Genomic DNA, 23,451 nt, shown 5'->3' with positions numbered 1-23,451 from the left:
GGGACGAGCAGTCATGCCAGCAGCATCCGAACCGACCGTGCAGCGCGACGCCGTCCTCGGGGTGATCGGTACCTCGCTGAAACCCGACGAACGACGAGTGCCGATCCACCCGGCGCACTTCGAGCGCATCCCGCAGGAGTTCCGGTCTCGGATCGTCGTGGAGCACGGCTATGGTGCCCGGTTCGGCGTCTCCGACGAGGAGATCGCGCCCTACGTCCGCTCGTTCGCGACGCGCTCCGGGGTCATCGCGCAGGCGGACGTCGTCCTCCTGCCGAAACCGCAGCTCGAGGACGTCCAGGAGCTCCGGGACGGGCAGACGCTCTGGGGCTGGCCGCACTGCGTCCAGGACGCCGCGCTGACGCAGCTCGCGATCGACAAACGACTCACGCTGATCGCCTTCGAGGCGATGAACCATTGGGCCGCCGACGGCAGCTTCGGGTTGCACGTCTTCCACAAGAACAACGAGCTCGCCGGCTACAGCTCGGTGATCCACGCGTTGGAACTCTGCGGCTCCACCGGCAGCTACGGCCGTCGCCTGACCGCCGTGGTCATCGGGTTCGGCGCGACCGCCCGAGGTGCAGTGACCGCGCTCAACGCCCATGGGATCCACGACGTGCGCGTGCTCACCAACCGCCGGGTCGCGGCGGTCGCGGCGCCCATCCATTCCGCCCGCATGATCCAGTTCGACCACGACGACGGCCCGTACCTCAGCGAGGTCATCACCGACGAGGGCCGCGTCCCGCTCGCACCCTTCCTGGCCGAGAGCGACATCGTCGTCAACTGCACTCTGCAGGACCCGAACGCACCACTGCTCTACCTCCGTGAGGACGATCTCGGCGCGTTCCGGCCCGGCAGCCTCATCGTGGACGTCTCCTGCGACGAGGGCATGGCCTTCGAATGGGCGCGTACCACTGGGTTCGACGACCCGATGTTCACCGTCGGGCGCGGGGAGATCAACTACTACGCGGTCGACCACAGTCCGTCGCTCCTGTGGAACTCGTCCAGCTGGGAGAACAGCGAGGCGTTGCTGCCGTTCCTGCCCACCGTCCTGGCCGGACCGGCCGCCTGGGCCGACAGCCTGACCGTCCAGCGGGCCGTCGAGATCCAGGACGGCGTCATCCTCAACCCGGCGGTCACCGAGTTCCAGCACCGGTCGGCCGAGTACCCGCACGAGGTCCTGCCGGGCTGATCGGTTCTTTGCAGACTGCGCGAGCAGTGGGGCCGCGGCGGGCCTCTCGGTGTACCGCTGACGGAGGCACCTCGCCCGGGAGGCCTCTCGCGGGCACTTCGACAGGCTCAGTGACCGGGAGAGGGTCCACCCGGAGCTCTCCGGCCTCCGAGCAACCATCGCGGTCCCTGAGTAGCCCCCTCCGGTCCCTGAGCAACCCTCTCCGGTCCCTGAGCCTGTCGAAGGGCACTCGTAGGCACTTCGACAAGCTCAGTGACCGGAAGGGGTGCACCCGTACTCACTCCGGTCTCCGAGCGACCCTCTCCAGACCCTGAGCCTGTCGAAGGGCGCGCGCATTCACTCCGGTTCTCGAGCAACCTCCTCCGCTCCCTGAGCTTGTCGAAGGGCCCACGAGAAAACTCGCACAATCGAGACGACTCACCATCTGGAATGTCAGTGGTCCATGGTGGACTTGTTCCATGACCGAGATCACCCTCACCGCGATCCGCGCGAGCGACGACTACGCCGCGCAGCTCGCGGAGTTCTCGGACCATTACGCGGACATCCAGCGTCGGCGTGCTGCTCTGGACGCCGAGGAGGCTCGGCTACTCGCCCGTTCCGCGGCCTACGCCGACGCCCTCGCCGACTCGGTCGTCCCGGCGGTCTACCCGCCGGCCGAGCGCTTGGCGCTCTCCCGCCGGTCGACCTGCGCAACCCTCGCGATGGCGACGCGCACTCCCGAGCGGACGGTCCAGCGGGCGACGAACGACGCGGAACGGCTCGTCAATGACGCACCCGCCGTGCTCGCCTCGCTCGAGGCCGGGCGCATCTCGGCCCGGCACGCGCAGACGATCATCGACCAACTCAGTGACGTGCCGACCGCAGGCCGGGCGGTGTTCCTCGCTGAGGTCCTGCCGGTCGCCGAGGAGACGACCAACGCGAACCTCCGCAGGCGCGCCCGCGTCCTGCGCGAGCGCCTCCACCCGGAATCCATCACCGCCCGAGCGGTCCGCTCAGAGGCCGACCGCCGGGTCGAGTTCGAACCCGCAGCGGACGGCATGGCGTGGGTGCACCTCTTCACCACCGCACCCATCGCGCAGGGCATCGTCGAGCGGATCGAGGCGGCCGCCGCCGAGGCACGTCAGGCCGGCGACACCCGCACGTGCGCCCAGCTGCAGGCCGACGCCCTCGCAGCACTCGCGCTCACCGGAGTGACCCCGGACGACGTCATGTCGAGCCCGGTCCTTCCGCACCCGGTCGAAGTGCAGGAGCACATCAAGCCGACCGTGCAGATCACCGTCCCGGCACTCACCGTGGCCGGCGTCTCTGATGCGCCGGGCATGCTCGACGGCTATGGCCCGATCGACCCGGAGACCGCGGCACGCATCGCGGTGAACGCGCCGAGCTTCACCCGGATCCTCGTCCAACCGGAAACCGGTGCGGTCCTTTCCGTCGGGCGGAATCAGTACCGGGTCCCGGCCGACCTGCAACGCGCGGTGCGGCTACGAGACGGCATCTGTCGCGCACCGGGCTGCGGCAGGCGCGCCAGGGCCTGCGACCTCGATCATTCGGTCGCCTGGGAGGACGGCGGGACCACGGATGTCGGCAACCTCGCGTGTCTCTGCCGACATCACCATCGGATGAAGCACCTGCCCGGATGGAACCTCGACCACGGGCCCGGCGGGGTGCTCGACTGGACAACGCCTGACGGGAAGCAGTATCGGACCGAGCCGGATCCCGCACCGTTCTGACCGTTTCCGGCCCCTGAGCCTGTCGAAGGGTTCCTCGTGGGCACTTCGACAAGCTCAGTGACCGGAAGAGGTGTGCCCGGAACGACGATGTGCCCTCGTGGGCACTTCGACAAGCTCAGTGACCGGAAGAGGCCTACCCGGAACGACGAGGCATCCTCGTGGGCACTTCGACAAGCTCAGTGACCGGAAGAGGCCTACCCGGAACGACGAGGCATCCTCGTGGGCACTTCGACAGGCTCAGTGACCGGGAAACGTCTGTCCGCACCGCTGCGGTCCCGGAGCTGTGCCGCCCTTCGACGGGCTCAGTGACCCGGAAGAGGTTCGCCCGCCATGTGTCGGTCCCTGAGCCTGTCGAAGGGCAGTCTGGGCCGCGTTACCTCGGTGAACGGGGAGGTTCGCCCGGTTCATGTGGGACGCGCCAGCCACGTGAACTCGGCCTGAGAGGTTCGTGGCAGGCCGCGCAAGCGGTCGAGCGTGGCATGCACCGGCCCCTACGCTGGACGCTTGCGCCGTGCGGCATCGGCCGGCGGAGGAACACGTAGTGCACGACCGGCTCGAGGAGGCATGGATGTTCGTTTGGCAGAGCTGGTGGGGTGTCGCCGCAGCAGCCGGGATAGCGCTGATCGCAGCGCTCGTCGTCATCGTGATCGTGTCGGTCTCCTTCCGGATGGCGGCGCGGCGGAGCGACTGGCCGGGTGCGCTCGCCGGGAGTGCCAGGCACCCCTTCCGGGCCCTCGTGATCCTGGTCGCCGTGTGGCCGGCGGTGGCGGCGACGCTTCCCGATGAGGCCGCCCGTGGGTTCATCGACCAGACCTTCCGGATCGCCGTCATCGCCGCAGCGACGTGGCTGGTCGCCGCGCTGCTCGCCTTCGTCATCGGGCTCGGCCAGGCCCGGTACCGCATCGACGTCCCGAACAACAAGGTCGCCCGCCGCATGCAGACGCAGCTCGCGCTCGTCCGTCGTCTGGCGATCGCGGTCGTCGTCATCGTCGGTGTCGCGTCGATCCTCCTGACGTTCCCCGGCGTCCAGGGCGTCGGGGCGAGCGTGCTGGCCTCCGCCGGTGTCGTGAGCATCGTCGCCGGCCTCGCGGCGCAGTCCGTCCTCGGGAACGTGTTCGCCGGGATCCAGCTCGCCTTCAGCGATGCGATCCGGGTCGACGACGTCGTCATCGTCGAGGGGGAGTGGGGCCGGATCGAGGAGATCACCCTCACCTACGTCGTCGTCGGCATCTGGGACGATCGCCGTATGGTGCTCCCGTCCACCTACTTCACCTCCACGCCCTTCCAGAACTGGACGCGGAACACGAGCGAGCTGCTCGGGTCGGTCGAGTTCGACCTCGACTGGTGGGTGAGTCCCGCGGTCATGCGGACCGAGCTGGAGCGCATCCTCGACCGCACCGACCTCTGGGACGGCCGGGCGCAGGTCCTGCAGGTCACGGACGCCGTGGGCGGCTACGTGCGCATCCGCATCCTCGTCACCGCGGTGGACGCACCGACCCTCTTCGACCTCCGGTGCCTCGTGCGCGAGCAGATGGTCGAGTGGATCCTCGCGCAGAACCCGTCGGCGATCCCGCGCAACCGCGTGCAGATGGTCGAGCAGGAGCCTCGTCCGGTGCCGAAGCGCGGCGGGCCGGTCACCGAGCCCGTCGGGCTGTTCAGCGGCAGCGCCGAGGCCGAACAGCGCGCGAGCCTCTTCACGTCCTCGATCACCCTGCCCGACCTGGACGACGAGCCCGAACGCTGACCGTCGCACGACCGGACGCGTGTGCACCGAATCGTTGTCGTTCCGGCGATCCTGTATGCGCTTCCCGTCGCTACCATCAAGGGAACCTCGCCGGGTGACCTGCCGGCGGGCCGTCGGTGTTGCTGCCGACACGAACGGACGGCGCCGGCCCGAACCCCGGTGACGGCATGCGAAGGAGACCGCGCGTGAACGACGACACCCTCTTCCTCACCGATGAGGACACCGCCGTCCCCGGCGAACGCCCGGAGCAGCGTCTCGAACGACGCTCCGCGTCCGTCCTGAAGCACCGACTCCTCGAGCAGGAACGCAAGCAGTTCGAGGAGTCCCTCGCCTCGGCCAAGGCGGACGGCGCCCTCGAACGCGCAGCGGCCCTCATCGTCTCCGCCCGGCGACGCTTTCTCATCGGGGCGTCGAAGTCGTTCACCTACGCGTCCCTCCTCGCCGCGGACCTCAGCTACGGCCTCGCGAACGTCACGCTCATCGACGGCACCATCGTGCGGCCGCTCGACGTCCTGAGCGACGTGCGCACGAGCGACGTCATGATCGCCGTGTCGCTGCAGCGGTACCGGAAGTACACGATCGACTCCGTCGTCCCGTTCGCGGAAGCGGGAGGCAGCCTCGTGCTCATCACCGATGCGCCGGACGCCCCGCTGACCCCGTACGCCGACGAGACGATCGTGCTCGGCCGTGCCGAGGAGGGCCACCCGAGTTCCTCGATCGGGATCGCGCTCACCCTGCACATCCTCGCCACGCTCACGACGGCCAGCGCCAAAGGCGCCGGCCGTCGGGCGGTGGAGCGGGAGCGCCTCGCCGAGACGCTCGGGGTCTACGTCTCCGACGAGGACTGAGCGCGGACCGGGATCAGCTTCGCGAGCCCTTCCCCTCGCGCACGATCGACAGGGGTTCCGTGATGTCCTCGAGGGACTTCCGCGCGGCGTCGACGCCGAAGATGAGGGCGATCAACCCGCCGAGGACCATCACGCCGGCACCGACGAAGTAGCCCACGGTGAGCGGCCCGCGGTCGGTGCCGTCACCGATCAGGATCCCGTAGAGCAGAGGCGCGACCGAACCCGCGATCTGTCCGATCGCGAAGAAGTAGCCGATCACCTGGCTGCGGAGCTCGAGCGGGAAGATCTCGCTCACGGTCAGGTAGGCGCTTGACGCACCGGCGGAGGCGAAGAAGAACGAGACGCACCAGAAGATCGTCTGGGTCGTCGCGTCGAGCGCACCGGCGTTGAAGAGCACCGCCGACACGGCCAGCACCGCCCCGGAGACCCCGTAGGTGAGGAAGATCATCTGGCGACGACCCCAGGTGTCGAACAGCCTGCCGAGGAGGAGTGGTCCGAGCAGGTTGCCGATTGCGAAGGGGAAGAAGTAGTACTGCGTCGACGAGGGGCTCGTGCCGTAGAAGTTCTGCAGCACGAGCGCGTAGGTGAAGAAGATCGCGTTGTACAGGAATGACTGGGTGATCATCATCGCGAGGCCGACGAAGGTGCGCTTCGGGTACTTCGAGAAGAGGACGCCGAAGATGGTCCGGATCGGGATGTGGCCCTGGGCCTGGACCGTGAGCGCCTTCGACTCGTCGACCGGGTCGATCGTCCCGCCCTGCTTGCGGACGGTGGCCTCGATGTCGTCGACCGTGGCCTCCGCCTCCTGTTCCCGACCGTGCGTCATGAGCCACCGCGGACTCTCGGGGATGTGGCGGCGCAGGAAGATGATGGCGAGACCGAGCACCGGCCCGATGAAGAACCCGATGCGCCAGCCGACGTCCTCGGCGAAGTAGTCGGTGTTCAGCAGGAACAGGTTCGCCGCCGATCCGAGGGCGGCGCCACCCCAGTAGGTGCCGTTGATGGCGATGTCGACGTGCCCGCGGTACTTCGACGGGATGAGCTCGTCGATGGCCGAGTTGATCGCCGCGTACTCGCCGCCGATGCCCATGCCGGCGAAGAACCGGAAGATGGCGAGGAACCAGAACGTGGGGGACAGGCCGGCGATGCCGCTCGCGACGAGGTAGATCGCGAGGGTCAGGATGAAGAGCTTCTTGCGGCCGAGGCGGTCCGCCATGCGGCCGAAGACGAGAGCGCCCGTCACCTGGCCGAGGAGGTAGATCGTCCCGAGGAGGCCGACCTCCGCCGCCGACAGCCCCAGCGACTTCTGGAACCCGGCGGAGGCGACGATCTGGATCTCGAGGCCGTCCAGCACCCACGAGAAGCCGAGACCGACGACGATCATCCAGTGGAACCGGGTCCACGGCAATCGGTCCATCCTGGCGGGGACGAGGCTCCGGACCGGGGCAGGCTGCCCGGAGGTCGACGTGTTCGACATGGAATGACTCCTTCCACGGCCGTCCCGTCGACGGTCGATCCGGGAGATGACGCTACTCCCGCGGCGGGCATCGGACGTCGCTGATCGGTGCCCCTTGACTTCGTCCTGGCGGAGGAGCACCCTACGCCCGGCACCCCGTGCGATGGCGCCCGGTGGCGCGGAATGGTCGTACGCTCGAAGCGCGACGAGATCGCGGACGGCTGCCGAGGGCCGTCGAGGAGGAGGCGGCATGCACCTGGTCGAGGACAGCACCGAGACGGACATCACGCGGGTCTTCCAGGACCGGATCAACTCCGGCGTCGCCCCGGGATCGTACGTCGCCGTGTTCGACCGCGAGCGGGTCCGGTTCGAGCAGGGGTTCGGCGGGGTCACCGTGGGCGGTCCGGTGCCCGACGCCGACACGCTGTTCCGCATCGCCTCCTGCACGAAGAGCTTCACCGCGGCCGTGCTCCTCATCCTCCGCGACGCCGGTCGCCTCGACCTGGACGCGCCAGTGGACGGGTTCGTGCCGGAGTTCGCGCCGGTGCTCCCTGACGGCATCGCCGTCCGGCCGACCGTGCGGATGCTTCTGACGATGTCGGGTGGGCTCGGAACGGACGATCCGTGGGGTGACCGCCAGGAGTCGATCAGCGTGGACGAGTTCCGGCGGCTGCTCGTGCGCGGCGTCCGATGCGTCACGACACCCGGGACGGCGTTCTCCTACTCGAACCTCGGCTACGCGCTGCTCGGGCAGGTCATCGAGCGTGTGACCGGTGGCTCCTACATCGACGCGGTGACCTCGCTCCTGCTGGAGCCGCTCGGGCTCGGCGCCGTGTTCGAGCGACCCGAGGGCGACGGGGCGGTCACGGCGACCGGTCATCGTGTCCGCCGCGAACGGGCCGTCGATGAAGACGGCCGATTCGTCGAGGTCCCGTTCTCCGGCCCCGGGGTCTTCTCCTCGATCGGCGGGCTCTTCGCCTCGGCCTCCACCCTGATCGGATGGGTGCGCTGGCTCGACGGCGCCTGGACCGGGGACGAGACCGGACCACTGTCGAGCGCCAGCCGCCGCGAGCTGCAGCAGCTGCACCGGCTGGCTCCGTCGCGGCCCACCCTCGACGGCGTGCCGCCGAGACTCGCGCTCGGCTACGGCTTCGGCCTCTTCGTCGAGGAGGACGCCGACCTCGGGACGCTCGTCTCGCACTCGGGCGGCTACCCCGGTTACAGCGCCCACATGCGGTGGCACCCGGCATCCGGGTTCGGCGTCGTCGCCTTCGAGAACGCCGGCTACGCGGCCGTGGCGAAGCCCGCCGAACAGGCTCTGCGGCTGGCGATCGACGGCGCCCAGGCCACCGGTGAGCTGCCGGAACCGGCGATCCGCCCCTGGCCGGAGACGCTTGTGGCGTCCATGACCGCGACCGGGCTGCTGTCGCACTGGGACGACCGCGTCGCCGCCTCGCTGTTCGCCGAGAACGTCGCCCTCGACCGGCCACTGGACGAGCGACGCGAGGCGGTCGACGCCGCTGTCGCCGCCGTCGGTGGCATCGCCGAGGTGGCTTCAGGGCGCGCGACGCCGATCTGCGATTCGCCGGACCACCTGGTCTGGTTCGTCGAGGGGACCGAGGGGCGCCTCCGCCTGGAGGTCCGGATGACACCCGTGCTTCCGCTCCGGGTCCAGACCTTCACGGTGACGGTCGACGACCAGGGCGAGTGAACGCCGAACGCCGGCAGCTGAGGCTCAGCTACCGGCGTTCAGGTGGAACGGTGTGGCTCGGTTCAGCCGATCGAGTCGTCGTCGCCGTTGCCGTTGCGGTTCGTCGGGGAGATGTCCTCCGTCGACTCGACGTACTCGTAGTCGGTCGTCGTCGGGCCATCGTGGTCGCCGGTGTTCGTCGCTTCGCCGACCGGACGGTAGATGAGCTGGCCTTCGCCGTAGGGCAGGACGAGCTCGCCGTCCTGACCGTCTTCGAGCGGGATGATCTCGCTGTCGAGCGGGCCGCCGGTGAGTTTCGCAAGAGTCTGTGACATGTCGCCAGCCTAGCCCCGACGACTGTCAGAGTGCTGCGATGGTCCAGGACACCCGGTGTGGTGTATTGGGAGCCAGGACGACGAGGTCGGTCCCGGTCGAGAAGGCGTCGGGGGGACAGGTCATCGGTTCGACGGCGAGCCCCAGCCGGTTCAGCTCCGCGACGGGTTGATCGGCCGTGTGCACCTGGACCCAGGGCAGACCGTCACCCCAGTGCATGGCGACGCCGCTGCCGGATGGCGTCGTCACGCGCACCGTGACCCGGCCGTCGACGTCGCGATCGAGCGCCGTGTACGCGTGGTCGACGAAGGTGTCGCCGATGGCCCGGGGTGACCGGAAGTCGAAGTGCTCCGTCGCCTCCGTGTCGACCGGCTCGAGCGAGATCGGGATGAGCCGGTCCGGCGTGACGGTGAGCACCTCGGCGGCGGGCAGCTCCAGTGTCCAGTCGTCGACGCGGCCATCACCCGCGACGAGGTACGGGTGCGGTCCCGTGCCGTAGGGCGCGTCGACATCGCCGAGGTTCAGCGCCTCGACGTCGGTGCGGAGTCCGTCGTCGTCGAGCGTGTAGGTCGCGGTGACCTGGACACGGAACGGATAGCCCTCCTGTGCCTCGATGACCACGCGGAACGCCGCCGACGCCGCGCTCGACGACACGAGGTCCCACTCCGACCAGGCGGCGAGCCCGTGGAGGGCGTGACCACGAGCGGGTTCCGTGAGTGCGAGCTGGTGGTCGACGCCCGCGAAGGTGTACCGGCCGTCGACGACGCGGTTGGGCCACGGGGCGAGCATGGCGCCACGGAACGCCGGACGGACCTCCTCGGCGTCGAACGGGACGACGAGGTCCCGGCCGTCGTGTCGCAGGAACCGCAGTGAGGCACCGACCGAGGCGATCGACGCGGTGTACGCACCGTGCTCGAGATCGACACGACGTCCCGAGATCGGACGTCGGTCGACGGAGGCGGACGGGGACACGGCGCTGGTGGATTCGGTCACGGCCCCATTCTGTCGCATCGACGCCGACCGACCCGGCCGACTGGCGGTGCGGGTCGTGCGGTGGGACGCGGCTCAGTCGAGGGAGCGGCCGCGCATGTCCGAGAGGAACAGTGCGGCGACCGCGGCGACGACGAAGAAGGCGGCGAACACGGAGAAGAGCAGGGCCTGTCCTGCGAGGAGGAGCACCGGAACCGACAGGGGGGCGATGATCGAGGCGATGCGGCCGATACCGGCGGCCCACCCGGCCCCCGTCGCACGGAGCGCCGTCGGATACAGCTCCGGGGTCGTCGCGTACAGGGCGCCCCAGGCACCGAGATTGCAGAAGGACAAGCACATCCCGAACACGATGATCATCGGTTCGGTCGTCGCCGTGCCGAACAGGACCGCCGACACCGCGGAGCCCGCCAGGAAGGTCGCGAGGGTCTGCTTCCGGCCCCAGGCCTCGATCAACCATGCCGAGACGGCGTAGCCCGGGATCTGGGCGAGGGTGATGATCAGGGTGAAACCGAAGGACCGGACGAGGGAGAACCCGGAGGCGACGAGGATCGTCGGGATCCAGATGAACGCACCGTAGTAGGAGAAGTTGACGCAGAACCACACGATCCAGAGCGAACCGGTGTCGCGGCGGTGCGTGGGTACCCACAGCCCACGGAGGCGCTCGCCGGCGGAGAGACCGGCGCTCACGGGGGTGTCGGTGGTGGTGTCGCCGGCTGGCTCCGGGTGGGCGACGCCGGCCGAGGCCTCGAACTCGCGGACGACGGTTTCCGCCTCGCGGTGGCGCCCACGCGACTCGAGGAAGCGCACCGACTCCGGCAGTCGCGTCCGCACGATGGCCGCGTAGACCGCGGGCAACGCGCCGATGGCGAGCGCCCAGCGCCACCCGTCGTCGCTCGTCGGCACGACCAGATAGCCGATGAGGGCGGCGGCGATCCACCCGATGGCCCAGAACGCCTCCAGGAACACGATGATCCGCCCGCGGATCCGTGGCGGGGCGAACTCACTCATGAGGGTCGAGGCGACGGGCAGCTCGGCGCCGAGTCCGAGGCCGACGATGAATCGCAGCACGATGAGCACGCCGAGTCCCCAGGCGAGGGCCGACGCGCCCGTCGCGATGCCGAACACGAGCAGGGTGATCGCGAAGACGTGGCGCCGTCCGACCCGGTCGGCGAGCAAGCCCCCGAGCGTCGCACCGATGGCCATGCCGAGGAACCCGGCTGAGGCGATCCAGGAGAGCTCCGTGTTCCCGAGCTGCCACTGCACGGCGAGCTGGGCGAGCACGAAGGACACGAGTCCCACGTCCATGGCGTCGAGGGCCCAGCCGACGCCGGAACCGACGAGCAGTCGCCCGTGTGCCTTGGTGAACGGGAGCGCGTCGAGGCGCTCGCTGCGGGTGCGGGGTGTGGTGGGGGCGGTGGACACGTCACCATTCTGGTGCAGGATGTGCCCACCGGCGCCGGTCCGTCGCAGATAGGCTGACGGCATCGAACTGCAGGCATGCGGCCGGGCAGTTCACCCGCTCCGCCCGCCGTTCCGTCGAAAGGCCACTCCCGTGACCGATGCACCGCCTCCCGACCCACAGCAGCCTGACGCCCGCCCGCCGCAATGGCCGCCGGGTCAGCAGCCGCAGCACCCCTCCGGCCAGCAGCCGCAGGCGCCGTACGGGCAGGGACCGCAGCAGCAGAACCCGTACGGTCAGCAGCAGCAGCAGGCGCCGTATGGACAGGGACCGCAGCAGCAGAACCCGTACGGACAGCAGCAGCCGCCGTACGGACAGGGACCGCAGCAGCAGAACCCGTACCAGCAGAACCCGTATGGCGGGCAGCGGAACCCCTCCGGCGGACAGCCATACCAGCCGCAGCAGCCGTATCAGCCGCAGCAGAACCCGTACCAACAGCAGCCACCGCAAGGCCCTCCCGGGTACGGCCAGCAACCGCCGCCTCCCGGTGCCCCGAAGCGCAAGCGGACGGGGCTCATCATCGCCCTGGCCGTCGGTGTCCCGCTCGTGTTGGCGGCGATCATCACCGTCGTCGCCCTCGTGCTCACGCAGGGGGGCGCACCGGTCGCGGACCCGAGCCCCACCCGCTCGGCCACCCCGACGAAGACCGCTTCTCCGACGCCCACGGAGACGGACTCGACGCCGGAGCCGACGAAGACCTACGTCTCCATCCCGCCCGACCTCGACTTCGCGGCCGGGCAGGACGTCCCCACCGAATGGACGGCCTACCTGACGAACGACCTGGACTCGTCCTGGGCGGCGATCGGTCCGGACCGGAACGGCGTCGAGATCTACCGGAACGCGGCGACCTCCTGCGACGTCGGACTCGGCAACATCGCGCTGACGCCTGACGAGATCGCGGTCGGAGACGACGAGAAGTCGAGCGACGCCTACATGGCGAAGTACGTCGGGGCCGACTACGTCAAAGCGGACGGCACGACGGAACAACTGAACTACAACAGCGGTGGGGGCCTCATCGAGTTCCGGGTCCTGTCGTGGACCCAGCCCTCGGGGGAGCGCACGTACTGGGGCGTCCGGTCGCTCACGAAGATGGGGATCCTCGTCGTCTTCACCTTCACCTGCCGCGATCAGGCGTCGCTCGACCTGCTCGCGAACGACGTCGTGAACCTCATCTCCGTGGAGCTGCTGCCGAAGCGCTGACCGGTCCCGTCGTCAGAACGCGCGGAGGACCGCCTGCGCGACCGTGAAGATCGCGAGGCCGGCGAGCGCGCCGACGATGGTGCCGTTCAAGCGGATGAACTGCAGGTCGCGTCCCACGAGCAGCTCGATCTTCTGGGTCGTCTCCCGGGCGTCCCAACGCTCGACGGTCTCGGTGATGATGCTCGCGATGTCGTGCCGGTAGCGGGTGACGACGTAGGACAGGGCGTCCGCGACGCGGGTGTCGACGCGGGTGGAGAACGCCCGGTCGGTCGACAGTCGCCGGCCGAAGTCCGCGATGGTGCCGGCGATCCGCACGCGGAGGTCGCTGTCGGGGGCGTCGAGTGCCTCGAGGAACGCGTTCTTCGCGGCCGCCCAGGTCTTACCGGCGACCTCCCGGACACGAGGACTGTCGATGACCTCGTGCTTGGCGTTCTCGAAGCGGGTGATGGTCGCGTCGTCGTGCTGCAGTTGCTCCGCGAGCTCGCCGAGGTAGCCGTCGAGGGCATGACGGAGCTGGTGGTCGGGGTTCGCGCGGACGGCCTGGACGAAGGACACGGCCTCCCGGTAGAGCTTGTCGTCCACCAGCCGGTCGACGAAGGACGGCACCCAGGTCGGCAGACGGCTCGAGACCAGGCGTTCGAACGCCTTCGGATTCGTGCTCAGCCATTCACCCGTGCGGTCGAGGAGGAGGTCGACCGCGTCGTGGTGCGCGCCGACGCCGACGATGTGCTCGACCCAACGGCCGATGTTCGGGGCCCACTGCGGGTCGATGAGGTGTTTGGACGCCAACGCCTCGATGACTTCGCGGACGTCGTCGTCGGACAGCGTCTCCAGCAGACCCCGCACCGCGATGGACCCCTCGGCGGTGACCCGCTCGGCGTTCGCGGGCTCGGACAACCATCCGCCGAGCTTCTCCGAGACGGAGACGGACGCGAGCTTCTGCCGCACGACCTCCTCGGAGAGGAAGTTGGTCTCCACGAACTCGCCGAGGCTGACGCCGATCTCGTCCTTGCGCTTCGGGATGATCGCCGTGTGGGGGATCGGGATGCCGAGCGGGTGCCGGAAGAGGGCGGTGACGGCGAACCAGTCCGCGAGCGCCCCGACCATGCCGCCTTCCGCAGCGGCCCTGACGTACGCCAACCACGGGTAGCGTCCCTCGAGTGCGAACGCGACGGCGAAGATGACCGCCATGACGAGGAGCAGTCCGGTGGCCAGGCGCTTCATCGACCGCAGGGCTCGCGCGCGGTCCGCGTCGGCAGCGGTGAGTTCGAGTGTGGGGGAGCTCGTCATCCGCCCATCCTAGGCTCGTCGCCCGTGTCCTCCGGTCCGATGGAGCAGGAGGGCACCGTACCCCCTGGTGGTACCCTGAGCCGGTGATCGAAGACATCAAGAAGCGGGCCCTGCACCGGACGAAGATCCTCGAGGGCCAGATGCGTGGCCTCGAGAAGATGATCGAGAACGAGGACTACTGCATGGACATCATCACGCAGTCGCTCGCCATCCAGAAGTCGCTGGGGTCCCTCAACAAGCTGCTCGTCGAGAACCACCTGCTGACGCACGTCACGCAGATGTTCGAGGAGGGCGGGGACAGCAAGGACGCCGCGGTCGGCGAGCTCCTGCGGATCTTCGAGCTCAGCAACAACCGCGGCTGAGCCGGGCCGTCAGGCCGGCCCGAGCCGTCGCACGGGCCCGAGCAGAGCCGTCACGCGGGCCCGAGCCAGGCGTTCGCGACCGTTGCGTGGGCGGACTCGTCGTCGGAGGGATGGAACATCCCGGCGAGGACGTCGCGATACAGCCGGCCCAATTCGCTCGCGGCGAAGTAGCTGCCGCCGCCGGCGACCCGGATCGCCTGATCGACGACCTCGCGGGCGGTCTCCGTCGCGCGGACCTTGAGCCCGACGAGTTTCGGGAACCAGAGCGCGCCATGGTCGACCCCGTCGTCGAGGTCCCGGGCGATGCCGGCGAGCTGTGGCAGCATGCCGTCGTACGCGATGGCGGCCGAGGCTATCCGACGGCGGATGTCGGGGTCCGCCGCGTAGCTCGCACCTCCGGCCTTCTTCGACGTCTTCCGGTGGGCGGTCTCGACCGCGAGTCGGAGGGCGCGTTCGCCGATGCCCGTATACACGGCGGCGATGAGGGTCTCGAAGCAGGCGAAGATCCCGAAGACGATGGGGTCCGGGTTGGGCCCGGGATCGAGGCGTCGGACGATGTGCTCCGCCGTCGACTCGGCCCCCTGGAGCAGGGTCGTCCTGCTCTGGCTGGCGCGCATCCCGACGGTGTCCCAGTCGTCGAGGATCTCGAAACCGCCGCGTGAGCGATCGATGAAGCCGTAGACGACCTTCGGACCGTCGGCCGAGGTCGTGTCGAGCCCGGTCGTCCCCAGCCAGGTCCACGCGGGCGACAGCGAGGTGAAGATCTTCCGGCCGTGGAACCGATAGGAACCGTCGGGGCCCGGACGGGCTTCGGTGTCGGATCCGAAGAGCACGAGATCGTTGCCCGCTTCGCTGACCCCGAACGCGTACAGCTCGTCCCCGGCAGCTCCCTCGAGGACGAAGCGGAGCGAGTCGTCTCCTCGGACGTGGAGCAGTCGCGCGACCCCCGTCCACACGAGATGCATGTTGATCGCGAGAGCGGTCGCCGGGGCGGCGGTCGCGAGCCGGGACTGGAGCAGCGTGACCTCGCTCAGGCCGAGGCCGAGGCCGCCGAACTCCCCGGGGACGAACGCCCGGAGATAGCCGCACGCTCGCAGCTCGGCGAGGTCCTCGTCGAAGAAGGCGTTCTCGCGGTCCGCCACGGCGGCACGTTCGCGGATGCGCTCGACGAGCCCGTCACTGAGGATCGAGGCGGGGTCGAACGATCGATCGGACGGGTGGTGCTGCGCTTGAGCGGTCACCGGTCCATTGTCGCATCGGGCCCGGCCGAGGTGGCAGGTGTCTGCGAGCGGCGAGCAGCGCGCCGACGGCCCGACCTGACGAGGAGCACCACGACCGCGGCGACGACTGCGAGGGGGAGCAGCCACGGCACCAGGACGCCGACCACGACGACCAGTCCCGAGGCGGCGGCGACGAGCGCGTTCCACCCGGCGACCACGCCGCCCCAGAAGTCGGTGGGCACACCCGGCGCGACCACGCCTGGGGCCACGAAGCTCACGAACACGGAGGAGAAGTCGACCTGATCGGCGAGCGCGTCGCGCTGGGCGACGAGCCCGTCCAGTTCCGCCTGCCGCTGGGACAGGCTGGTCTCGGCGGCGAGGAGGTCGGCCGTCGTGGTCGAAGCCGCCATGAGTCCGAGCAGTCGGTCGACCGAGGCCTGGAGGGCGGTGACCCGCGCGTCGAGGTCGGCGGCCTGTGCCGTGACGTCCACCGCGGACACGGAGAGGTTGTTCACCGTGCCGAGCGCCTGCAGCTGCGCGAGCACGTCGTCGAAGTCGTCGGCGGGAATACGGACCGTCAGGGTCGCCTGCGCGGCCTGGTCGGAGGTGCCCGGAGTCTCGTCGCGGCTGTCGACGCGCCCGCCCGCCTCGGTGACGATCCGGGTGGCGTCCGTCGCGGTGCTGATCGGGTCGTCAGCGGTGACGGTGAGTGAACCGGTCGTGACCACCTGCTGTTGCGTGAGGTCGGGGGAGGCGGCGCCGTCGACGCCGACCTGCGCGTCGCCGGCGACCTGGCCGGGCGCGGGCATCGCAGCTCGCGAGTCGCTGCCGGCCTCGGTGCTCGACCCGGCCGAGCAGCCCGAGAGGACGAGCCCGACGAGGACGGCGGAGACGAACACGGTGGTGGTGCGGGTCACTGCGGAGCGCTTCATGGCATCACCCTAGGGAGCCGCCGCACCGCGGAGGTGCAGGGACCCTGGGAAGCGGGTCACGATCAGGTCTCGCGACGCGCATCACCCGAGAGAGCCGCTGCACCGCGGAGGTGCAGGGACCGTGGGAAGCGGGTCGTGATCAGGTCTCGCGACGCGACCGCTGTTCGAGTTGCAGCTCGGCCCAATCGCCGATGGCCTTCGTGGTCTCCGCCGGGCGGTCCCGGTGCACGTTGTGACCGGCGCCCTGGACGATCGTCAGGCTGACCTGGCGGTTGGCGAGGACCTCGGCGGCGAGCGCGCCGCGGAAGAGGCTGTACACCTCAGGGTCGGAGGCGATCACGAAGGTCGGGTTGCGCAGAGCGGCCGCCGCGGGGCGGACGTCCCACGGATGGTTCTGTTCGCTCGTCTGCTCGATCGCCCACCGGCTCGCCTCGGACACCGCCTGGACCTTGATCTCCACGTCGAGTGGGTGCCACTCGGGGTTCTTCGCGCGGACGGATGCGATCGTGTTGTCGGCGAAGGCGGCCTCCTGGCTGGCCCGGATGATCTCGGCGTCGTGGTCGTCGAGCGCGATGGCGGGGTCGAGCAGCACGACCGCCGCCGCCCATCGGGGATCGGCTGCGGCGGCGACCGCCGTGGCGGCGCCTCCGAGCGAGTGCCCGACGACGAGGTCCCACGCGGCGTGCCCGACGCCGGGCACGGGGGTCGGCCTGGTGGCCAGCAGATCGGCGGCGTAGGCCTCGACCCGGTAGTCCAACGCACGAGGGGCGACGCCGTGGCCGCGGAGGTCGACCGCCTCCACGAGCCAACCGCGATCGGCCAGGGCTGCGCAGATGCGCCAGGTGCTCGGACCGTTGCTGCCGAGTCCGTGGACCACGAGCGCCCGAGCCGGCGCGTCGTGGCGACCCCAGCGGTGACGTGGGAGCTCCACGGGCGTGATCGTGCGGGCGGCGAGGCTGGATGCGGTGTCGACGACGGGCTCGGTCATGCGTTCAGCCTACGGTCTCGCGTCAGTCGAGCCGGTCCGGGTCGGTGCCGGTGCGCTCGCCGTTCTCGAGCGCCGAGATGGCGGCCAGGTCGTCGGCGTCGAGGGTGAAGTCGAACACGGCGAAGTTCTCCGAGATCCGCGCCGGTGTGGCCGACTTGGGGATGACGATGTTGCCGAGCTGCAGGTGCCAGCGCAGCACGACCTGCGCGACCGTGCGCCCGTGCTTCTGCGCGATGGCCCCGAGGTCGGAGGTGGCGTCGGATCCGTCCGTGGCGGGCGTGAAGAAGCGGCCGCGGGCGAGTGGAGACCAGGCCTCCGTCGCGATGCCGTGTGCCGCGTTGACGGCGCGCAACTCCCGCTGGGGGAGGAACGGGTGGAGTTCGACCTGGTTGACGGCCGGGGTGACCTCCGCCGACTCCAGGAGCCGTTCGAGATGGCTGCGGTGGAAGTTCGAGACGCCGATGGAGCGGGTGCGTCCCTCGGCCCGCAACCGCTCGAGCGCGCGCCAGGTCTCGCGGTACCGGTCCTGGCGCGGGGCCGGCCAGTGGATGAGGTACAGGTCGACGTGGTCGAGGCCTAGGAGGTCGAGGCTCGTGTCGAACGCGCGCAGCGTCTCCTCGTAGCCCTGATCGGTGTTCCAGACCTTCGTTGTGACGAAGAGCTCGTCGCGGGGGATGCCCGACTCGCGGATCGCGACGCCGGTGCCGCGCTCGTTGCCGTACAGCGAGGCGGTGTCGATGTGGCGGTACCCGACCTCCAGTGCCGTCTGCACGATCTCGGTGCTGGCGAGGTCCGGGACCTTGTAGACGCCGAAGCCGAGCTGGGGGATCGTGTGCCCGTCGTTGAGGAGGACGGTCGGGGTGCTGTCTGCCATGGCACCAGTATCCTCGACAGGGCCACCGTCACCGTCGAAAGGGAGCCCATGCCGCAACTCATGATCGTCACCGGGAGCGTCCGTCCGGAGCGGGTGGGCGGTGCCGTCGCCGACTGGGTCGCGGGTGTGGCCGAGGCGGACGAGCGGTTCACCGTCGACGCGGTCGATCTCCGGGAGCTGGCGTTGCCGTTCATGGACGAGCCCGCGCACCCGCGGAAGCGCGCCTACGTCCACCCGCACACGATCGCCTGGAGCGAGCGGGTCGATCGGACGGACGCCTTCGTGTTCGTGACGCCCGAGTACAACTACAGCTACGCGCCCGCCCTCAAGAACGCGCTCGACTACCTCATGCACGAGTGGGCGCGGAAGCCGGTCGGGATCGTCAGCTACGGCGGGCTGTCGGGCGGAACCCGCGGTGTCGTCGCGCTTCGACCTGTCCTGCAGGCACTCGGCCTCGTCAGTACCGGTGCGAACGTGGAGATCCCGTACGTCTCACGGCAGATCGCCGACGGGGTGTTCACGCCCAACGACCGCCAGACGACGATGCTCCCGATGCTGCTGGGCGAACTGGCCGCACTCGACGGGGCCCTCGCGCCGCTGCGCGCCGCCGACTGAAGCAGGGCGGCTCAGGACGGGTGGGTGTTGATGGGCTCGGTGTCGGGGATCGGGCTCGCATCGCGGCCGCGGAGGTCGGGGTGCCACCGGTGACCGATCCACGGGATGACGAAGCCGAACAGCGCGAACACGCCGGCGACCCAGAACGCGCCGACCGCTCCGGAGCCGTCGATGAGGAAGCCGGCCGCCGCCGACCCCATCGCGGCACCGATGAGCTGGCCGGTGCCGACCCAGCCGTAGGCCTCGGCCGTGTCGCTGAACTTCACGCTCGCCGAGACGATGGCGAACAGCACGGCGAGGGCCGGAGCGATGCCGATGCCGGCGACGAAGAGGGTGACCGACAGCCACCAGGCGTTGAGGAAGAGGCTCGCGACGGCGAGTCCGGCGAAGACGATGAAGATTCGGCGCGCCAGCGCGTAGGGACCGATCGGGGTGTGTCCGAGGGCGAGGCCGCCGGCCAGCGAGCCGACCGAGAAGATCGCAAGGACGATACCGGCCTCGAGGCCGTCGTGCCCGAAGGTCGCGACGACGCCCGCCTCGACGGCCGAACAGGCGCCGATGAGGAGGAAGCCGACGACGGTGGCGAGGAGGACCGGCGGGCGCTTGAGCACCTGTCCGAGTTTGCGACGGCTCCTCGGGATGCGGACGCGCCCGACCTCCGGTGAGGAGATGAACCACAGGCAGCCGACGACCATGATCACCGCCGCCAGGGCGATGCCCCAGACCGTGCCGACCTGGGTGGACACGAAGGTGGTCACGACGGGCCCGAGCACCCAGATGATCTCCTGGGCCGAGGCGTCGAGGGAGAACAGCGGGGTGAGCTGCTGGGAGGTGACGAGCTTCGGGTAGATGGTGCGGACCGCGGGCTGGACGGGCGGCGTGCTCAGCCCGGCGACGAATCCGACCGCCATGTAGGCGGGGACGGTCATGGTGACGAGGGCGATGGTCGTGACGGAGACGGCACAGACCGCGAGGGTGAGGAGGAGCACCTTGCGGATGCCCCAGACGCCCATCCACCGACTCGTGAGAGGCCCGGCGATCGCCTGCCCGATGCTCGTCGCGGCGAGGACGAGCCCGGCGGCCCCGTAGGACCCGGTGACCTGCTCGATGTGGAGCAGGAAGGCCAGCGAGAGCATCCCGAACGGGAAGCGTGCGGTGAGCTGCGCCGCGATGATCCGGGCGACGCCGGGGGTACGAAGAAGGTCACGGTAGCTGCTCACAAGGACACCAGTCTAGGGACCGGTTCCGACACGCGCGACACGCCCGCGACACGCCCAAACCGACAACGGATGTCGGAGGTGCGGCGGAGAATCTCGCCTGTGGATAGATATCCCTCAGACGGGGGAGAAAAGGCCGTCAATCCGGGATTTTCGCGTCGCCCACGAGCGTTGTACCCAGTGGAGAACCGGTGGATAACTCGCCCGAAACGGTGGAGAACCCGGTGGAAAACTACAGGGCTGTAACTACTAGCCCTTGTGGTCGACCTGAAGACCGCCATCTATATGTAGTATTGGAACCCCGGCGCAGGACGCCGCGGGAATCACCAGATTTTGAGGGGAAGGCACGAAGAGCTATGGCAATCACGGTCTACACGAAGCCCAGTTGCGTGCAGTGCACCGCGACGTACCGCGCACTCGACAACAAGGGCATCGAGTACAACATCCTCGACCTCTCGGTCGACGAGAACGCTCTCGAGCAGGTCAAGGCCCTCGGCTACCTGCAGGCACCGGTCGTCATCACCGAGGAAGACCACTGGTCGGGCTTCCGTCCCGACAAGATCGAAGAGCTCGCCGCACGTCTGGCTTGAGCCCACGGTCGCAGGCGTCATCATGAGCCGGCTCCAGCAGCATCGCACCATCCGACCGTCCGGACGTCGACGAGGAGGCCACCCGTGCAACCACGGCTGATCTACTTCTCCAGCATTTCCGGCAACACGCATCGCTTCATGCAGAAGCTCGACCTGCCCTCGTTGCAGATCCCGCTGTATGCGAAAGACGAAGCCGTGCACGCCACGGCACCCTACGTCCTCGTGACCCCCACCTACGGCGGGGGCAACGGCGACGGAGCGGTGCCCAAACAGGTGATCCGGTTCCTCAACGTGGAGGCCAACCGTTCCCTGATCCGCGGGGTCATCGCCGCCGGCAACACGAACTTCGGCGAGGCCTATGGCCTCGCCGGCGACGTGATCGCCAGCAAATGCAAGGTCCCGCACCTGTACCGCTTCGAACTCTTCGGAACCCAGGACGATGTCACCACCGTCCACAATGGATTGGAATCATTTTGGCAGCAGCGCCAGTTTCAGTGATCGACGCACCGTCGACGAGCCAGATGGACTACCACTCGCTCAACGCGATGCTCAACCTCTACGGCCCGAACGGCGAGATCCAGTTCGACAAGGACCGTGAGGCCGCGCGGGAGTACTTCCTCCAGCACGTCAACCAGAACACCGTCTTCTTCCACTCACTGAAGGAACGGCTCGACTACCTCGTCGAGAAGGAGTACTACGAGCAGGCAGTGCTCGACAAGTACTCGTTCGACTTCATCCAGGAGCTCAACGACCTGGCCTACTCGAAGAAGTTCCGCTTCCAGACCTTCCTCGGCGCGTTCAAGTACTACACCTCGTACACGCTGAAGACCTTCGACGGCAAGCGCTACCTCGAGCGGTTCGAGGACCGCGTCGTCATGACCGCCCTCGGTCTCGCCGACGGCGACCAGCAGCTCGCGGTCGCGCTCGTCGAGGAGATCATCGCGGGTCGGTTCCAGCCCGCGACGCCCACCTTCCTCAACTCGGGCAAGGCCCAGCGAGGCGAGCTCGTCTCCTGCTTCCTCCTCCGCATCGAGGACAACATGGAGTCGATCGCCCGTGGCATCAACTCCGCGCTCCAGCTCTCGAAGCGTGGCGGTGGCGTGGCGCTCTCGCTGTCGAACATCCGCGAGTCCGGTGCACCGATCAAGCAGATCGAGAACCAGTCGAGCGGCATCATCCCCGTGATGAAGCTCCTCGAGGACTCCTTCAGCTACGCGAACCAGCTCGGCGCGCGTCAGGGCGCCGGCGCGGTGTACCTCAACGCACACCACCCCGACATCCTGCGCTTCCTCGACACCAAGCGTGAGAACGCCGACGAGAAGATCCGGATCAAGACGCTGTCCCTCGGCGTCGTCGTCCCCGACATCACCTTCGACCTCGCGAAGAAGGGCGAGGACATGTACCTGTTCTCGCCGTACGACGTCGAGCGCGTCTACGGTGTGCCCTTCGGCGACATCTCGGTGAGTGAGAAGTACCACGAGATGGTCGACGACTCCCGCATCAAGAAGACGAAGATCAACGCCCGCGAGTTCTTCCAGACCATCGCGGAGATCCAGTTCGAGTCCGGCTACCCGTACATCGTGTTCGAAGACACGGTGAACAAGGCGAACCCCATCAAGGGCCGCATCAACATGTCGAACCTCTGCTCGGAGATCCTCCAGGTCAACACGCCGACCACCTACAACGAGGACCTCTCGTACAAGGAGATCGGCAAGGACATCTCCTGCAACCTCGGCTCGCTGAACATCGCGCTCACGATGGACTCGCCCGACTTCGGTCGCACGGTCGAGACCGCCATCCGCGGCCTCACCTCCGTGTCCGACCAGAGCCACATCTCCTCGGTGCGTTCGATCGAGGACGGCAACGACAAGTCGCACGCCATCGGCCTCGGCCAGATGAACCTCCACGGCTACCTCGCCCGCGAGCGCGTGCACTACGGCAGCCCCGAGGGCATCGACTTCACGAACATCTACTTCTACACGGTGGTGTTCCACGCGCTGCGCGCCTCGAACCTCATCGCCAAGGAGCGCGGGGAGACCTTCGACGGTTTCGCCGACTCGCAGTACGCGTCGGGTGAGTTCTTCGACAAGTACATCGACCAGGTCTGGGAGCCCGAGACGGCTCGTGGCCGCGAGCTCTTCGAGCAGGCCGGCGTGCAGATCCCGACGCAGGCGGACTGGACGGCCCTCAAGGCGTCCATCCAGGAGTACGGCATCTACAACCAGAACCTCCAGGCCGTCCCGCCGACCGGTTCGATCTCCTACATCAACAACTCCACGTCGTCGATCCACCCGATCGCGTCGAAGATCGAGATCCGCAAGGAAGGCAAGCTCGGTCGCGTGTACTACCCGGCTCCGTTCATGACGAACGACAACCTGGAGTACTACGAGGACGCCTACGAGATCGGTGCCGAGAAGATCATCGACACGTACGCCGCGGCGACGCAGCACGTCGACCAGGGGCTGTCGCTGACGCTGTTCTTCAAGGACACCGCCACCACGCGCGACATCAACAAGGCGCAGATCTACGCGTGGAAGAAGGGCATCAAGACCATCTACTACATCCGTCTCCGCCAGCTCGCGCTCGAGGGCACGGAAGTCGACGGCTGCGTCAGCTGCATGCTCTAAGGAGCTTCGCGCTTCGTCATCCGCACTTCGACAGGCTCAGTGACCGGGATTCCGGTCCCTGAGCCTGTCGGAGGCTCATTCGTATCACCGGTCCGTC

21 protein-coding genes are annotated in these 23,451 nt (G+C 68.7%); 11 read left to right on the top strand and 10 right to left on the bottom strand.

Going from position 1 to position 23,451, the window contains the following annotated elements; translation table 11 throughout:
• Window positions 1–13 precede the first annotated feature (13 nt).
• The 4 genes from ACQ3HE_RS05010 to ACQ3HE_RS04995 all read left to right on the top strand — a co-directional run bounded on the left by ACQ3HE_RS05010 (window position 14) and on the right by ACQ3HE_RS04995 (window position 5,511).
• Window positions 14–1,189 (top strand): N(5)-(carboxyethyl)ornithine synthase, encoded by a 1,176-nt coding sequence (locus ACQ3HE_RS05010; protein ID WP_430891557.1) that lies wholly within the window; start codon window positions 14–16, stop codon window positions 1,187–1,189.
• Between the two features lie 458 nt (window positions 1,190–1,647).
• Entirely contained in the window at window positions 1,648–2,919 is a 1,272-nt protein-coding gene (locus ACQ3HE_RS05005) for an HNH endonuclease signature motif containing protein (RefSeq protein ID WP_430891555.1), read from the top strand.
• A gap of 568 nt (window positions 2,920–3,487) precedes the next feature.
• A complete protein-coding gene (locus tag ACQ3HE_RS05000) occupies window positions 3,488–4,663 on the top strand; it encodes a mechanosensitive ion channel family protein (protein WP_079706250.1) in 1,176 nt (391 codons plus the stop codon).
• 185 nt (window positions 4,664–4,848) lie between these two features.
• Window positions 4,849–5,511: a MurR/RpiR family transcriptional regulator gene (locus ACQ3HE_RS04995; protein ID WP_430891553.1), complete on the top strand. Its 663-nt coding sequence runs from the start codon at window positions 4,849–4,851 to the stop codon at window positions 5,509–5,511.
• 13 nt (window positions 5,512–5,524) lie between these two features.
• Here the strand turns inward: ACQ3HE_RS04995 and ACQ3HE_RS04990 are convergent, their stop codons facing one another.
• A complete protein-coding gene (locus ACQ3HE_RS04990) occupies window positions 5,525–6,988 on the bottom strand; it encodes an MFS transporter (protein WP_430891551.1) in 1,464 nt (487 codons plus the stop codon).
• Window positions 6,989–7,217: 229 nt separating this feature from the next.
• Between ACQ3HE_RS04990 and ACQ3HE_RS04985 the strand changes: the two genes are divergently transcribed.
• Window positions 7,218–8,678 carry a serine hydrolase domain-containing protein gene (locus ACQ3HE_RS04985; RefSeq protein ID WP_430891549.1) on the top strand — a complete coding sequence of 487 codons (1,461 nt, stop codon included), beginning with the start codon at window positions 7,218–7,220 and terminating at the stop codon, window positions 8,676–8,678.
• A gap of 62 nt (window positions 8,679–8,740) precedes the next feature.
• Here ACQ3HE_RS04985 and ACQ3HE_RS04980 read toward each other — a convergent pair whose 3' ends face one another.
• The 3 genes from ACQ3HE_RS04980 to ACQ3HE_RS04970 all read right to left on the bottom strand — a co-directional run bounded on the left by ACQ3HE_RS04980 (window position 8,741) and on the right by ACQ3HE_RS04970 (window position 11,402).
• The gene (locus ACQ3HE_RS04980; protein WP_079001938.1) at window positions 8,741–8,992 is read right to left on the bottom strand and encodes a response regulator; all 252 of its coding nucleotides are present in this window, start codon (window positions 8,990–8,992) and stop codon (window positions 8,741–8,743) included.
• A 25-nt stretch (window positions 8,993–9,017) separates the two neighbouring features.
• On the bottom strand, window positions 9,018–9,983 hold the full coding sequence (locus ACQ3HE_RS04975; RefSeq protein WP_430891547.1) for an aldose 1-epimerase family protein: 966 nt from the start codon (window positions 9,981–9,983) through the stop codon (window positions 9,018–9,020).
• 72 nt (window positions 9,984–10,055) lie between these two features.
• Window positions 10,056–11,402, bottom strand: a complete 1,347-nt coding sequence (locus tag ACQ3HE_RS04970; RefSeq protein ID WP_430891545.1) for an MFS transporter — start codon at window positions 11,400–11,402, stop codon at window positions 10,056–10,058.
• A 130-nt stretch (window positions 11,403–11,532) separates the two neighbouring features.
• On the opposite strand from ACQ3HE_RS04970, the gene ACQ3HE_RS04965 reads away from it, so the two are divergent.
• Window positions 11,533–12,639, top strand: coding sequence for a hypothetical protein (locus tag ACQ3HE_RS04965; RefSeq protein ID WP_430891543.1), 1,107 nt, complete (start codon window positions 11,533–11,535; stop codon window positions 12,637–12,639).
• 12 nt (window positions 12,640–12,651) lie between these two features.
• Here ACQ3HE_RS04965 and ACQ3HE_RS04960 read toward each other — a convergent pair whose 3' ends face one another.
• Window positions 12,652–13,929, bottom strand: coding sequence for a DUF445 domain-containing protein (locus tag ACQ3HE_RS04960; RefSeq protein ID WP_430891541.1), 1,278 nt, complete (start codon window positions 13,927–13,929; stop codon window positions 12,652–12,654).
• An 83-nt stretch (window positions 13,930–14,012) separates the two neighbouring features.
• On the opposite strand from ACQ3HE_RS04960, the gene ACQ3HE_RS04955 reads away from it, so the two are divergent.
• Window positions 14,013–14,291 carry a metal-sensitive transcriptional regulator gene (locus tag ACQ3HE_RS04955; RefSeq protein ID WP_064296530.1) on the top strand — a complete coding sequence of 93 codons (279 nt, stop codon included), beginning with the start codon at window positions 14,013–14,015 and terminating at the stop codon, window positions 14,289–14,291.
• A 50-nt stretch (window positions 14,292–14,341) separates the two neighbouring features.
• Here ACQ3HE_RS04955 and ACQ3HE_RS04950 read toward each other — a convergent pair whose 3' ends face one another.
• The 4 genes from ACQ3HE_RS04950 to ACQ3HE_RS04935 all read right to left on the bottom strand — a co-directional run bounded on the left by ACQ3HE_RS04950 (window position 14,342) and on the right by ACQ3HE_RS04935 (window position 18,305).
• On the bottom strand, window positions 14,342–15,532 hold the full coding sequence (locus tag ACQ3HE_RS04950) for an acyl-CoA dehydrogenase family protein (protein ID WP_430891539.1): 1,191 nt from the start codon (window positions 15,530–15,532) through the stop codon (window positions 14,342–14,344).
• On the bottom strand, window positions 15,529–16,443 hold the full coding sequence (locus ACQ3HE_RS04945) for a DUF4349 domain-containing protein (RefSeq protein WP_079705411.1): 915 nt from the start codon (window positions 16,441–16,443) through the stop codon (window positions 15,529–15,531). The genes ACQ3HE_RS04950 and ACQ3HE_RS04945 overlap by 4 nt, the downstream gene beginning before the upstream one ends.
• A 139-nt stretch (window positions 16,444–16,582) precedes the next feature.
• Window positions 16,583–17,431 carry an alpha/beta fold hydrolase gene (locus ACQ3HE_RS04940; RefSeq protein ID WP_191940715.1) on the bottom strand — a complete coding sequence of 283 codons (849 nt, stop codon included), beginning with the start codon at window positions 17,429–17,431 and terminating at the stop codon, window positions 16,583–16,585.
• Between the two features lie 22 nt (window positions 17,432–17,453).
• A complete protein-coding gene (locus tag ACQ3HE_RS04935) occupies window positions 17,454–18,305 on the bottom strand; it encodes an aldo/keto reductase (RefSeq protein WP_430891537.1) in 852 nt (283 codons plus the stop codon).
• 48 nt (window positions 18,306–18,353) lie between these two features.
• Here ACQ3HE_RS04935 and ACQ3HE_RS04930 point away from each other — a divergent pair, with 48 nt between their 5' ends.
• Window positions 18,354–18,920 carry an NADPH-dependent FMN reductase gene (locus tag ACQ3HE_RS04930; protein WP_159878112.1) on the top strand — a complete coding sequence of 189 codons (567 nt, stop codon included), beginning with the start codon at window positions 18,354–18,356 and terminating at the stop codon, window positions 18,918–18,920.
• Between the two features lie 11 nt (window positions 18,921–18,931).
• Here the strand turns inward: ACQ3HE_RS04930 and ACQ3HE_RS04925 are convergent, their stop codons facing one another.
• Entirely contained in the window at window positions 18,932–20,140 is a 1,209-nt protein-coding gene (locus tag ACQ3HE_RS04925; protein ID WP_086474343.1) for an MFS transporter, read from the bottom strand.
• A gap of 353 nt (window positions 20,141–20,493) precedes the next feature.
• Between ACQ3HE_RS04925 and nrdH the strand changes: the two genes are divergently transcribed.
• From nrdH to nrdE, 3 genes are all read left to right on the top strand, one after another.
• Window positions 20,494–20,727, top strand: coding sequence for a glutaredoxin-like protein NrdH (nrdH, locus tag ACQ3HE_RS04920; protein WP_056007615.1), 234 nt, complete (start codon window positions 20,494–20,496; stop codon window positions 20,725–20,727).
• 84 nt (window positions 20,728–20,811) lie between these two features.
• Window positions 20,812–21,225: a class Ib ribonucleoside-diphosphate reductase assembly flavoprotein NrdI gene (gene nrdI / locus ACQ3HE_RS04915; RefSeq protein ID WP_064296523.1), complete on the top strand. Its 414-nt coding sequence runs from the start codon at window positions 20,812–20,814 to the stop codon at window positions 21,223–21,225.
• A gap of 23 nt (window positions 21,226–21,248) precedes the next feature.
• The gene (gene nrdE, locus ACQ3HE_RS04910; RefSeq protein WP_079706251.1) at window positions 21,249–23,354 is read left to right on the top strand and encodes a class 1b ribonucleoside-diphosphate reductase subunit alpha; all 2,106 of its coding nucleotides are present in this window, start codon (window positions 21,249–21,251) and stop codon (window positions 23,352–23,354) included.
• The last annotated feature ends 97 nt before the right edge of the window (window positions 23,355–23,451 follow it).

Origin of the sequence: Plantibacter auratus (genome assembly GCF_050587365.1) — a bacterium.
Lineage (GTDB): Bacteria > Actinomycetota > Actinomycetes > Actinomycetales > Microbacteriaceae > Plantibacter > Plantibacter auratus.
Note: the sequence above shows the minus strand (reverse complement) of the source record. Positions and strands in the feature narration are given on the sequence as shown.